At 37.0% G+C, this 13,322-nt stretch carries 12 protein-coding genes; 6 read left to right on the top strand and 6 right to left on the bottom strand.

What is annotated here, in order from left to right; translation table 11 throughout:
- Positions 1-52: 52 nt before the first annotated feature.
- Positions 53-2,353, top strand: coding sequence for an NADP-dependent malic enzyme (locus tag ACFILL_RS00270; RefSeq protein ID WP_375642989.1), 2,301 nt, complete (start codon positions 53-55; stop codon positions 2,351-2,353).
- A 67-nt stretch (positions 2,354-2,420) separates the two neighbouring features.
- On the opposite strand, the gene secB is transcribed toward ACFILL_RS00270, so the two are convergent.
- Entirely contained in the window at positions 2,421-2,897 is a 477-nt protein-coding gene (secB, locus tag ACFILL_RS00265; protein WP_375630527.1) for a protein-export chaperone SecB, read from the bottom strand.
- A gap of 143 nt (positions 2,898-3,040) precedes the next feature.
- On the bottom strand, positions 3,041-3,535 hold the full coding sequence (locus ACFILL_RS00260) for an FxsA family protein (protein WP_273790261.1): 495 nt from the start codon (positions 3,533-3,535) through the stop codon (positions 3,041-3,043).
- A gap of 174 nt (positions 3,536-3,709) precedes the next feature.
- Here ACFILL_RS00260 and ACFILL_RS00255 point away from each other — a divergent pair, with 174 nt between their 5' ends.
- Positions 3,710-4,402 (top strand): Tim44/TimA family putative adaptor protein, encoded by a 693-nt coding sequence (locus ACFILL_RS00255; protein WP_273790262.1) that lies wholly within the window; start codon positions 3,710-3,712, stop codon positions 4,400-4,402.
- A 52-nt stretch (positions 4,403-4,454) separates the two neighbouring features.
- The gene (locus ACFILL_RS00250; RefSeq protein WP_273790263.1) at positions 4,455-5,045 is read left to right on the top strand and encodes a Smr/MutS family protein; all 591 of its coding nucleotides are present in this window, start codon (positions 4,455-4,457) and stop codon (positions 5,043-5,045) included.
- Positions 5,046-5,958: 913 nt separating this feature from the next.
- Here the strand turns inward: ACFILL_RS00250 and ACFILL_RS00245 are convergent.
- Positions 5,959-6,495 (bottom strand): GcrA family cell cycle regulator, encoded by a 537-nt coding sequence (locus ACFILL_RS00245; RefSeq protein ID WP_375642988.1) that lies wholly within the window; start codon positions 6,493-6,495, stop codon positions 5,959-5,961.
- Between the two features lie 486 nt (positions 6,496-6,981).
- Here ACFILL_RS00245 and ACFILL_RS00240 point away from each other — a divergent pair, with 486 nt between their 5' ends.
- Genes ACFILL_RS00240 through ACFILL_RS00230 form a run of 3 tightly spaced genes read left to right on the top strand, consistent with a single transcriptional unit; the run spans position 6,982 to position 10,166 of the window.
- Complete coding sequence (locus ACFILL_RS00240; protein ID WP_273790265.1) at positions 6,982-8,196, top strand: aspartate aminotransferase family protein; 1,215 nt, start codon at positions 6,982-6,984, stop codon at positions 8,194-8,196.
- Positions 8,193-9,128 carry an ornithine carbamoyltransferase gene (gene argF, locus ACFILL_RS00235; protein ID WP_375630517.1) on the top strand — a complete coding sequence of 312 codons (936 nt, stop codon included), beginning with the start codon at positions 8,193-8,195 and terminating at the stop codon, positions 9,126-9,128. The genes ACFILL_RS00240 and argF overlap by 4 nt, the downstream gene beginning before the upstream one ends.
- Positions 9,129-9,164: 36 nt before the next feature.
- Positions 9,165-10,166 (top strand): Hsp33 family molecular chaperone, encoded by a 1,002-nt coding sequence (locus ACFILL_RS00230; RefSeq protein ID WP_375642987.1) that lies wholly within the window; start codon positions 9,165-9,167, stop codon positions 10,164-10,166.
- A gap of 848 nt (positions 10,167-11,014) precedes the next feature.
- Here the strand turns inward: ACFILL_RS00230 and ACFILL_RS00225 are convergent.
- The 3 genes from ACFILL_RS00225 to ccmB form a co-directional block, all read right to left on the bottom strand.
- Positions 11,015-11,629: a DsbE family thiol:disulfide interchange protein gene (locus ACFILL_RS00225; protein ID WP_375637349.1), complete on the bottom strand. Its 615-nt coding sequence runs from the start codon at positions 11,627-11,629 to the stop codon at positions 11,015-11,017.
- Positions 11,630-11,820: 191 nt separating this feature from the next.
- Positions 11,821-12,600, bottom strand: a complete 780-nt coding sequence (locus ACFILL_RS00220; protein ID WP_375642985.1) for a heme ABC transporter permease — start codon at positions 12,598-12,600, stop codon at positions 11,821-11,823.
- 46 nt (positions 12,601-12,646) lie between these two features.
- Complete coding sequence (gene ccmB / locus ACFILL_RS00215; RefSeq protein ID WP_375630511.1) at positions 12,647-13,312, bottom strand: heme exporter protein CcmB; 666 nt, start codon at positions 13,310-13,312, stop codon at positions 12,647-12,649.
- Between the last annotated feature and the right edge of the window lie 10 nt (positions 13,313-13,322).

The following is a 13,322-nucleotide window of genomic DNA, read 5'->3' as shown; positions in this document are numbered from 1 at the left end:
TATACGCATTATCAAGCAAAATTTACACTGTTTTTGGAGAAAATAAAGTGAGATGAAAAAGAGCGAGCAAGATCAGAAAATATCTCAAACTGTTTACAGTGCGAGCGAAAGAGAAGCTCTAGATTTTCATAGTCGTGGTCGACCAGGAAAGCTTGAGATTGTTGCAACAAAGTCTATGGCAACACAGCATGATTTAGCACTTGCTTATTCACCAGGTGTTGCCGTTCCAGTTAAGGCAATTGCTCAAAATCCAGCGCTAGCTTATGATTATACAGCAAAAGGCAATCTTGTTGCTGTTATTTCAAATGGTACAGCTATTTTAGGGTTAGGCAATTTAGGTGCACTTGCTTCTAAGCCGGTCATGGAAGGAAAAGCAGTGCTGTTTAAGCGTTTTGCGGATATTGATTCCATTGATTTAGAAATTGATATAAACGATACAGAAAGTTTTATCAATTTGGTGCGCCATTTAGAACCTTCTTTTGGTGGAATTAATCTTGAAGACATTAAGGCGCCAGAGTGCTTTATGATTGAAAGCCGCCTACGCGAGGTAATGAATATACCTGTTTTTCACGACGATCAACATGGTACAGCAATTATTGTTGCTGCTGGTGTTCTCAACGCTTTGACTTTAACAGGGCGCGATATGCAAAATACGCGGTTAGTCTGTAATGGTGCTGGTTCTGCAGGAATTGCTTGTATTGAACTGATTAAAGCGATGGGCTTTCGTTCCGAAAATATCATATTATGTGATACAAAGGGTGTGGTCTATGAAGGCCGCAAAGAGGGAATGAATCAGTGGAAATCTGCGCATGCTATTCAAACAGATAAACGTACGCTTATGGAAGCAATGGAAGGTGCAGATATATTTTTTGGGGTTTCTGCTAAAGGTGCTCTTACTCCTGAAATGGTAAGATCCATGGCACCCCAGCCGATCATTTTTGCTATGGCTAATCCCGATCCAGAAATTACGCCGGAAGAGGTTATGCAAGTGCGTCATGATGCCATTATCGCAACAGGACGTTCCGATTATCCAAATCAGATTAATAATGTTCTCTGTTTTCCTTATATATTTCGTGGTGCGCTTGATGTGCGTGCAAGAGTTATTAATGAAGACATGAAGATTGCTGCGGCAAAGGCTCTTGCTAATTTAGCGCATGAAGAAGTGCCTGACAGCGTTGCAGAAGCTTATCATGGAAAGCGATTAAAATTTGGTCCTAATTATATCATCCCTGTTCCTTTTGATCCGCGTTTATTTACGGTTGTTTCAATAGCGGTAGCAAAAGCAGCAATGGAAAGCGGTGTTGCGCAAAAGAACATAGATGATTTAGAGGCCTATGAGCGCGATTTGAATGCGAGACGTGATCCTACTTCCTCGATGATGCGTGGGGTTTATAACCATGTTCGTCAAGCGCCAAAACAAATTGTCTTTGCAGAAGGTGAAGAAGAGCAAGTTATGCGGGCAGCCGTTTCCTATGTCCATCAAAAATTAGGACAAGCGATTTTGGTTGGTCGTGAAGAGCAAGTAAGAGAAGCGGCTGTTATCGCTGGAATTGATCTGGAGCGTGAAGGTATTTCTATTATGAATGCTAAGCTTTCTTGCCGTACAGATGCTTATGCGAATTATCTTTATAAAAAGATGCAGCGTCAAGGCTGGCTGTTGCGTGATTGTCATCATCGTATCAATAATGATCGCAATTATTTTGCTGCGTGTATGGTGGCACTAGGAGATGCTGATGCAATGGTTACAGGGGTGACACGCAATTATGAAACAGCGTTAATCGATATACGTCGTGCAATTGATGAAAAACCAAAAGAACGATTGATTGGTATTTCAATGGCTATTTGCCGTGGACGAATTGTGTTTATTACGGATACAGCCGTTTATGAAAATCCTAATGCTGAAGAACTTGCGGATATAGCGGAACAAGCAGCTTCATTTGTGCGAGGATTTGGATATCAACCACGGGTAGCATTTTTAGCATTTTCTACATTTGCTTATATGAAAGGGCAGACGACGCAGCAAATTCAGGATGCGATTAATATTTTGCATGAACGCAAAGTTGACTTTGAGTTTGATGGAGAAATGAGTGCTGATGTGGCACTCAATTCCAAATTGATGCAGCAATATCCATTTATGGGATTAACGGAGCCCGCTAACATTTTGGTTATGCCTGGATATCACGCGTCTTCCATTGCAAGCAAAATGTTACAAGAACTTGGTGAAGCAACCATCATTGGTCCTATTTTAATTGGATTGGAAAAATCTGTCCAAATTGTACCATTTAGTGGAAGCGATACAGATGTTGTCAATATTGCAATGCTTGCGGCTTATCATGCCGCAAAAGTCGTCTAAAGGAAAAAAGCCCCTACTATACCAAGAATATATCAAGGGGCTTTTTAATAACAAAAGAATAAACTTTTTAAGAAGGCTGTATTTGACTGTCTTTTTGTTCTTCAGAAAGACGCTTTTGGAAGAGTGCTGCAAAATCAATAGGATCAATCCACAAAGGTGGAAAGCCACCGTTTTGAGTAGCATCAGATATAATTTGGCGAGCAAATGGAAATAAAAGACGGGGACATTCAATAAAGACCAGAGGCATAACATGTTCTTGTGGAATGTTTTTAAGGTGAAAAACACCACCGTAAATCAATTCTACATGAAATAAGGTTTCAGTTTCATCATTGGCTTTGACGGAGAGAGACAAAACGACATCATAATTGTCATCACCAATTGGGTTAGCATTGACGTTAATATTGATATCAATTTGTGGTGATTTTTCACGTGCACGCAATGAACGAGGAGCACCTGGATTTTCGAATGATAAATCTTTTAAATATTGAGTTAATACAGCAAAAACCGGCTCTCCACCACTGTTATTCATTTCACCTTCGGCCATACGACGAACCTCTCTTATTATAATATGTATAATTTATTTTAGATCTAAAGACCAGATTGGTTATCACGCCTTGCAAAAGGTTGCAAGAAATGCGCTCTTTATCTTGAATATTTTTTTAGTTTGTTGCAGATTTTTTAGGCATTTCAATGGTTATCATCATTTTTGCGCCATGGAGATTCTGTCGTATCATGAATTGTGTAATCTTCTGCTTTAAGATCAATTATTTTTTCAGAGTCATTTTTTCTTTTAGTATTGGGATTCATTTTGTTTTTTAATGATATAAAGAAATGCCAAGCAACAGAGCGAATTGGTTTAATAAGAAGTAATATTCCCAAGAGATCACTTACAAAGCCGGGAAGAATAAGTAAAATTGCACTAAAGATGATGAAAGCATCATTAATAATATTATTCTCTAATGTGCGTCCTTGGACAAGTTCAGTTTGTATATTTTTTAAAAGGCTAATCCCTTGAATTCGCAATAAAACAACCCCAACTATGGTTGTGAGAATAACCAAACTCAAAGTTGCCAAAATACCAATTTCTTGACCAACAAAGATAAAACCAGCAATCTCGATTAAAAGAATGCAAAGAAAGATAACAACAAAAAAACGAGGATTTATAGAATAAAGTTTTATCACATGAAAATTTCCTTCTGGATGAGTAGGGGGAGAAATTCTTAAGAGCACTCCGTTTAAATACAAAATCTATAAAAATATTTGAATGATAAGATTCCTTATTTTACATATTTATTGATAAATGGTATTGACTGCAATGTTTATTAGAGACTTAAGCTTTGGAGATTGACAGCGCCTATGGAATTTGACGTTATACTTGTCATAGCTCTTGTTGTTATGGTTGTTATTTTTGTGCAACTCCGTAATGTATTAGGGAAACGAATTGGGTTTGAAAAGCCACCCTTTGATCCTTATTCACGTCGTTCTAAAAAACAGGTTGAAGCAGAAACGGCTGATAATATTGTTTCGTTCCCTCATCAGAAAAATTCACAAAAAGACGACTTTAGTGAAATTGATAAAATTTCACCGGAGGGGAGTCTTTTGAATAAAAATTTGCGGGAATTGCATAGAATTGATTCTCATTTTTCTCCTCAACTTTTTATAAAAGGTGCGCAAATTGCTTATGAAATGATTGTAACAGCTTTTGCCAAAGGTGATCGCAATCAGCTTAAAAGCTTGCTTTGTCAGGATGTTTTTGAGAGTTTTTGTACGGCTATTGAGCAACGAGAAAAAAATAAAGAAAGAATAGAATTCACTTTTGTTGGAATTAATAAGATCGAATTTATTGCGGCGGCAATACAAGAAAAGGATGAACTTTTAACGATACGTATTGTCAGTGAGATGATTTCTGTTACTTATAATGAACAGGGCGAGCGTATAGACGGTGATCCTGACGCTATTGTAGAAATCAGAGATATTTGGACTTTTGTTCGCAATAGTTTATCGTCAGATCCCAACTGGAAGCTTTTTGCTACAGAAAATGAAAATTAAAATACTTTTTGTTTTTCTTCCATAAGCATTCAATGATTTATGAGAAATTAAAATGTCCTCAAGTAAATGGAGACAAAAAAGAGATTTATTGGCTTCACAAGATCGCCTTTTATGGGAGATGGTTTGTCGTACGATAACACCGCTTCACGGTAAGATGCTCTCTTCTACTTCAGAAATTATTGCAAATATTAATGATAAAAATCAACCTGTAACTCAAATCTCCTCATTGTCTCAGGAAAATCAACAACCCTCGACAATTATTAAAAGAGAAAAGAGGGCAGTTATACAAGCACAAAAGATTCATTTCTTTGATCATGTTGCATATCGTAAAATTTCCCAAGGTCGTTATCCTCTTGAGGCGCGTCTTGATCTTCATGGTTATATGCAGGAAGAAGCTTATTTTTTCTTAAAAAAATTTCTACAATCCTCTCAGCAGAGAGGATTGCGTTATGTCCTTGTGATTACAGGAAAAGGACGATCCGTTGGGAGTGATGGAGCTTTGTATAGATTTGTTCCGTATTGGTTATCAACACCAGCTTTTCGATATTATGTCCACGCGTTTGAGCAAGCAGCACGTCAGCATGGCGGAGAAGGTGCGCTTTATGTTTGGTTGCGCCGTTTTATGTCGGGAGAAGGAATGTGATGTCATTATGGTCGTTTCAGGTTTAATATTTATTTATACTTATAATTTATTGTTTTCGTATATTTCGTAAGAGCCTTGAATACAATATTCCCTTCGTTATAATTTTTTATAAAGAATTATAAAGATATTATTTTACATTCTACGTATTGCTTCACGCTTTTGTTTATAGCATTCGTTAACGGGGCACATCCCTCACACAAAACAGAACGACATTGAATTGAATATATCCACAGGCTTGTTTTAAAGAAACATCTTTCAACGCTCTCAAGCTTATTTTGCGACAGTATCCGTGAAGAGTATAATGATAAATCCATGAAGCACCCCCCCTATCTTTATGCTTAGTAAAAGAGTAAGCTGGCATCATCATACACTTTACCATCTCCCAATGTTGCAACAACCCTTTAAGTCCTTGGTATTTTAAAGCGTTTATACAGAGGCATGCTTTTCTGTAAGTGTTTTTACTCTCCGCAGTTCTCATCTCGCGCGTGACGCCCAAACGAAAGATTTTGATCGATTCAATATAAGAGGACTTAAAATGAGAGAGATATAGATGGATCTCATTCAGGTTGCAAAGCGATAAATTATTTTTATAAACCACAGCATTACTCTATTAAATACACGAAGAATAAAAACATGAGAAATTGAGAACTGTATTATTCAAAAGACATTGCTATGGATAGTGTTAACAGCAGTACAACTAAATTAAAGAGAATCGTGAAAATAAACAAGAATATAACTTTACAACACATAGCTGCGCAGTAGCATCAAAAGATACAGTTTCGTTGAATAATTTCATGAAGAAATTTTTTCATTCATTAAAAGCTCCATCAAATTTCGTTCTCATAATAATTCGATAATTAAAATTTAATAACGAAGCGCAGAAGACGTAAAATACGAGATTCAATTGAGGATATTACACTCTTATCCGACGTCTTTCAGATATTGGTTGAAATGCTAGCTTAGCATGAAAGGCACAATAGGGGCTACTTTCATCAGAATCTGCACCACAAAAATGAAAATCTGCTGATAATGGATCGCCAACCGGCCATCTACATGTATTTTCACTCAATTGTAGAAGATTAAGTTGACGTGATATAGGCACCACTACATTGGATTTTGTGGACATATCAACTTCTTTTACATCTTCCACTACAAATTCTGTCTTTAAAGCTGTTTCTTCAATACTTACAGATGATGTGTTTACTGGCGATACCGTGGATGTGTTGCGACGCACACGTGGAGATGATGGGCTGCTGCTTCCCACGGGAGTTTTTTGCGCACGCGTGCTTCCTTGAGCTGTCTTACCACGTCCTGGTAACTTTAATCGATGTACTTTGCCGATGACTGCATTTCTGCTGACCCCACCTAATTGAGCAGCAATTTGACTTGCACTTAACCCTTCACTCCAAAGCTTTTTAAGAAGCTCAACGCGTTCACATGTCCAACCCATACCAGCACTCCATTCCGATTACGTCACTAAGATGCTCTCCCCCGTTGCATCTTCAAATGTTTAAATAATGTTTTCATTACGCTGAATGAAAGAACTTTACACTCTAAACGAGCATAAGAAAATCATCCAGCCTGTGGACTTACAAATCAAAACACATCATCTTGCTTATTATATTGTAAATTACAATATGCACTCACTCTATGACAAGAGTCTTTACCTCTTGAAGAGTTTATTTAGAATGTTTTCCCCAACTTGCAAATCAATCATAGGTTAAACTTTCACTTTTGTTTAAGGCTTTTCCCCAAAATGCTTATTTGTAGAACCTTCATTGACTTTTTTTCAATTGGTGTAATGATCTATTCTATAGGTGTAATCACTAATCGTAATGAAATGTTGAAAGCACCGTAACGAAATGTACCATGCTGTTTTATTTGTAGTGTTGCTTTGTATATATATTGAAAAGGTTAAAATATAAAGGGAATTATGATGGATGCTGTCTCTATACAACCACTTTATGAATGCTTCGCACGACGAAATTTGCATTTTGAACAGGGGCATGGTGTATGGCTTATTTCCGATAAAGGAGAACATTATCTTGATTTCACATCTGGCATTGCTGTTAATGCATTAGGGTATTCACATCCAAAATTGGTTGATACGCTCAAAATACAAGCTGAAAAACTTTGGCATGTTTCTAATATTTTTCAATCTCCTGAACAAGCATCTCTTGCCACGCGGCTTTGTGCAAATAGTTTTGCGGATAAGGTTTTTTTCTGCAATTCAGGTACTGAAGCATTGGAGTGCGCATTCAAAACGGCACGTCATTATTACTATGCTGCTGGTCATTCAGAACGCATTGAAATAATTACTTTTGAAGGGGCATTTCATGGACGTACACTTGCAGCACTTGCTGCGACTGGGCATGAAAAATATCTTGAAGGCTTTGGACCTAAAGCTGGTGGATTTATTCAAGTACCTTTTTGTGATGAAATCGCTTTGTGTAATGCTATTAATAAAAATACCGCCGCTATTCTTATTGAACCTATTCAAGGAGAAGGAGGAATACGAACGGTCCCTCATGAATATTTAAGATTTTTGCGCAAAATATGCGATGATAATGGTCTATTATTGATTTTAGATGAAGTCCAAACGGGTATAGGACGAACAGGAAAGCTTTTTGCTTATGAATGGAGTGATGTCACACCTGATATTCTTACCCTCGCAAAAGGATTAGGAGGGGGATTTCCATTAGGCGCTTGCCTTGCAACGGATAAAGTTGCAAAAAGCATGACACTTGGGACACATGGTTCAACCTTTGGAGGAAATCTTCTTGGAATGGCTGTAGGAAATAGTGTTCTTGATATTTTGTTAGAGCCAAGTTTTCTCAACCATGTTCAGCGCATGGGGGATAAACTAAAAAGTGGACTTTTGCATATTCTCAATATCTATCCTGATATTATCCGCGCAGTTCCGGGGATGGGGCTAATGTTGGGTATTCAATGTGTTGTGTCTTCAAATCTTGTCGTTAATGCTTTAGAAAATGAACATCTCTTAAGTGTTGCTGCCAACAACAATGTTGTGCGCTTATTGCCTCCTCTTATCATTAGGGAAGAAGAAATAGATGAAAGTTTGCATCGTATTGAAAAAGCAATAGCTTATCTTTCGCAAGTAAACAAAGAAAGACAAATATCACACACATGACAAATGCTCTTCGTCATTTCACGGACTTATCCATTTTAACGCCAGCAATAGCACGCGCACTGATCGATTATGCGAAGATCCTTAAAGCATCTTTTAAAGCAGGAAAAGGTTCAAAACCTTTTATAGGTAAAACACTTGCGATGATTTTTGAAAAACCATCCACACGAACCCGTATTTCATTCGATATCAGTATGCGCCAGCTTGGCGGAGATACAATCATGCTCACGGGTTCAGAAATGCAGCTTGGTCACAGTGAAACTATAGCTGATACGGCTCGTGTTTTATCTCGTTTTGTGGATATCGTGATATTACGAACAACAAAACATCAACGTATGCTCGAATTGGCACAATATGCACAAATTCCTGTCATTAATGCCCTTACAGATGATACACATCCTTGCCAAATTCTAGCAGATATATTAACCTATGAGGAGCATCGGGGGCCTATTTCTGGTAAAATATTTGCGTGGATGGGGGATGGTAATAATGTACTCCATTCCTTAATTGAAGCTGCAGCTCTTTTTGATTTTCATTTGCGTATTGCTACTCCAAAGGGCAGTGAGCCACAGGAAAAATTTATCCATTGGGCACGTGAACGAGGAGCGCATCTTACACTAACCCATAATCCCCAAAAAGCAGCTCAAGATGCTGATTGTATTATGACCGACACATGGGTCTCCATGGGACAAGAATTTCGTGCTCGCAGTCGTTCTACTTTTCAGCCTTATCAAGTCAATGAATCTCTCATGAAATTAGCAAAATCTGATGCTCTTTTTATGCATTGTCTTCCTGCTCATCGCGGTGAAGAAGTTGTTGATTCTGTGATTGATGGACCGCACTCCGTTGTTTTCGATGAGGCTGAAAATCGTCTTCATGTTCAAAAAGCAATTCTTTCTTGGTGTTTACAAGATGCGTTTTTCTCTCCACAATAGCCTCCCTACAACAAATTATATAAAAAAGGCAAAGCTATGAGTGAACAAGCTAAAGATGAAGCCTCTCCCAACAACAACTTCTTGCGTGAAGATGATAGTGTTATTCCCTTTCAAGTTGAAGAACTTGATATCCGTGGACGTGCCGTACAACTTGGGGAAACTTTAAATTCTATTCTTAACAGACATCAATACCCTGAACCGGTTTCTTATCTTCTGGCAGAAGCTTTACTTTTAACGGTTCTGCTTGGAACTTCTCTAAAACTTACGGGAAAATTTATTCTACAAACCCATTCCGATGGACCGGTTAATATGTTGGTGTGCGATTTTTCGCCTCCTTCCAGTTTACGTGGATACGCTCGTTTTGATAAAGAACAGCTGAAACAAGCCATAGACAATGGTCAAACCTCTTCAGAAACACTTTTAGGAAAAGGCACTTTAGCCTTCACAATTGATCAAGGTCCCCATATGCAACCCTATCAAGGGATAGTTGCATTAGATGGATCAAATTTACAAGAAGCTTCTCGTATTTATTTTGATCAATCAGAACAAATTCCTACCGATATCCGTCTGGCTGTTGCTATATTAATTAATCGTGACCAACAAGGAAAACCGCAGAAAAGCTGGCGAGCTGGAGGTATTTTGATCCAACTTTTACCCCAAGAATCGTCTCATCATAAAATAGATGCCCCTCATCAAAAGCGAGAAGAAACGAAAACTCATACCCAATTGGATAACCAATGGCAGGAATCTAAAATACTCATGGAAACGATTGAAAGTTCAGAATTAACAGATCCCCAAGTCGGTAGTAAACAGCTCTTGTTCCGTCTTTTTCATGAACAAGGTGTTAGAGTTTTTAATCCTTTTTCTCTTGTCGATCAATGTTCTTGTTCACACGAAAAAATTAAAGGAATCCTAGAAGGCTTTTCTATTGATGAACGCAATAAAATGGTTAAAAATAAATATATTTCAGTCACATGTGAATTTTGCTCAAAAACATATTGTTTTACACCGCAAGAATTTTTAGAAGAAAAAACATAATCAAATATTTTTCATAAAAAATGATGATTGCAACAAAAGCCTATTTTATTTGCGTCATAAAAGTTTGCGCATAAGCTCATATGAACTTCTAGAATATTTTTTGTCTTAGAGTTTTTTAATGTATACGAGTGATTTTTCTGTTGAGATCAGTAATTACGTTATAGAGTGCTTAAAAAAGAGTTCTCTGTAAAATATATTTTCTCCTCTCGAAAAAGCTTCTTTTATACTTTTTACATCTCAAAAGTTTATTTCTTACAATGAATTCTTTTATAATGTTCATTGATAGATTGATTATGTATTCATAACTTATCTTCTCTGTTAAATGAGACTTTTTGATTGTAGTCATATTTTTTGACTCGAATTTATCTTATTAAGAGTCAAAAAAGCTCATTAGTTATAATCATAAGAGAAATTATCGATAGAATAAGAATGTATAGACTCAATATGGACTTTATAGAGTCTATTACGAACAGATAGTATAATGGGAATAAATATAACAATGACGCTGCGAAGGAACGGGTTTGTTATTTTATAAAAAAGATGAGAATAGTGGTGAAGTCCCCTCATAACAATGTGCATTTTAGATAAAAATGCGAAGACAAAATACTATATGACTTTGAAAATAATAGTTGGTTGCTGTCACTAATCTAACGATGGTTCTACAGCAATATTGTTTTTGTCCAAGTAATCAAAAATAAAGCTCCCAAACAGATATTTCTTTACACATGTTTTTGAATCAACAATGGTAATGCTCTTGTAAAATTTTTCTAAGAAGAATGATGGTCCGTATAAATAAAGTAGTATACATAGCATGATAAAACGTTATGTTTTTACAAACCTGCATTATTTTATTTTTCTTCTGTCATAATCGCTTGTTCAATTTTTGGTAGAATTTTTTTTTGATAAATTTGCCACGTTAAGGGACCAACATGTTTGGCAATAATGATGCTCTCTTTATTCAAGAGAAAGGTTTCTGGGGGGCCATATATTCCCCAATCAATGGCTGTATATCCTGAAACATCAAAGCCAATAAATTTAAAAGGATTACCAAAACTGTTTAAAAAACGCAGGGCATTTGTTTTATTATCTTTATAATTAATACCAATCAGATCAAAACGTTTATCTTGTGCAATTTGCATAAGAATAGGATGTTCTTCGCGACAGGGCAGACACCAAGAGCCCCAAAAATTGACCAATGTGACACGTCCTTTAAACTGTTTTGAATTGAGATAACTTTCTTTATCAAGAAGAGGAAGATGAATATTGGGAGCAGGTTTTTCAGCCAATGCGTTTGCGAGAAGAGAAGAATCTTGAAGGTGTTTTTTATCCATAAAGTTGAAAAAAAACACCATGAGAAGAAGAAAAAGAACAAATGGTCCAAAAAAAACAAGCAGAACAGGCAAAGATATATTTTTTTTAAGTTTGGAGGGATGTTTTTCATTATACTTTTCTTTTTGTGACAGCTCTTTTTTGTTTAGTTGTTGGAGAATTTTTTTTTGGTATAGAGCTTTGCAAAGAATATATCCAATAAGACATAAGAGGGATATTGCAGAAAGCACATAGCTTAAAACAACAATTTGCTCGTGTTTAAGGGTGCTAAGGAAAAAATCAATTTTCTGAGATAGATTTCCTAAAAGTCCGCTGTGGATGCCATTTAGGTCGAGCATGATGAAGCGTCCTGTTGTTGTGCACGACGGGATTTTTTAATCTGAAGTATTCGGATATAATGACTATTGATTTCATTTCGCATAGCCATCAAATAAAGCACAATAAACATAAAGATAAAACAAAAGAGCATTGTTATAAGGGGCCATAACATAGCATTGTCGATTGTTGATCCTCCAGCACGTAACAATGATGCTGGTTGATGCAATGTATTCCACCAATTAACGGAAAATTTAATAACAGGGATATTAACAAATCCAACAAGTGTAAGAATTGCAGTAGCACGAGCGGCTTTTACTTGGTTGTCAAAAGCACGCCCAAGCAGGATAATGGAGAGATAGATAAAAAGCAGAATTAAAACTGATGTTAACCGTGCATCCCAGACCCACCATGTTCCCCATGTAGGTCGCCCCCAAAGCGCTCCTGTCATGAGAGCCAAGGCGGTAAAAATTGCCCCAATAGGCGCTCCACATTTAAGTGCCACGTCAGCAAGATGATATTTCCAAATCAGATTTCCTAATGCCGCTGCACTTATCGTTACATAGCAGAATGTAGACAACCACGCAAAGGGAACATGAAGGTACATAATCTTAACAGTAATGCCTTGTTGATAGTCATCAGGGGAATGCATCACTAGAATAAGTCCTAAGATAAGGAAACACAATGTTATGCCGGCCAACCAAGGTAAGACGATACTGCTTATTTTCATGAAAAGGGTGAAACTTGCAGGGAGTGACCTGATTTTATATGTACGAGATAGTTCATTCATAAAATTCATAATAGGCAGAGTTTTGCTATGCGGCAATCATCTTTTATTATTCTGATAAAAGTTTAAGCGTTATTGCAGCAACAAAAGAGCTAAAGAGACTCAAAAGAAGTGAAAAAGCACTGAGAAGAGCTAGGGAAGTAAGAAAAGAGGTATTTGGGTTTATTGGGGCTGTAGCAGCCGAAACACCAAAAATCATAATTGGAATGATCCACGGCAAGATAATGATAAAAATAAGCAAAGTACTGTGCAACAATGAGGTTGCGAGTGCAGCGCCTATAGCACCAATAAAAATAATAGCTGGTGTTCCGCATAAAAGGGTGAGTATTGTTGTAAAAGTTATTGTTACATCTAAATGGAGCATGAGGGCTAAAATAGGTGTGGCAAAAATAAGAGGAAGCATCGTTCCTACCCAATGGGCAAAACATTTGGTAAAGACAATTAGAGTAAAACTTTGTCTTTGTCCTGAAAGGATAAATTGGTCGAGATTACCATCATCGCGATCGATTTGGAAAAGTTTGTTCAGATTGAGAAGCCCTGCAAGAAGGGCTCCAAACCACAATATACCTGGTCCTATTTGTGCAAGAATTTTGGGGTCTGGCCCAATGGCAAAGGGGGTTATGACAACAACAGCGATAAAAAACAATAATCCTGTTAGTGAAGAGGCTTGTAGCACTAATAATAGTTTAAGATCACGCCAGAACAGTGCTTTCATTTTATTCTCT

This window comes from Bartonella sp. AP20NXHL (assembly GCF_042196165.1).
In the GTDB taxonomy this organism is placed as follows: domain Bacteria; phylum Pseudomonadota; class Alphaproteobacteria; order Rhizobiales; family Rhizobiaceae; genus Bartonella.
This window is presented reverse-complemented; position numbering and strand designations above follow the sequence as displayed.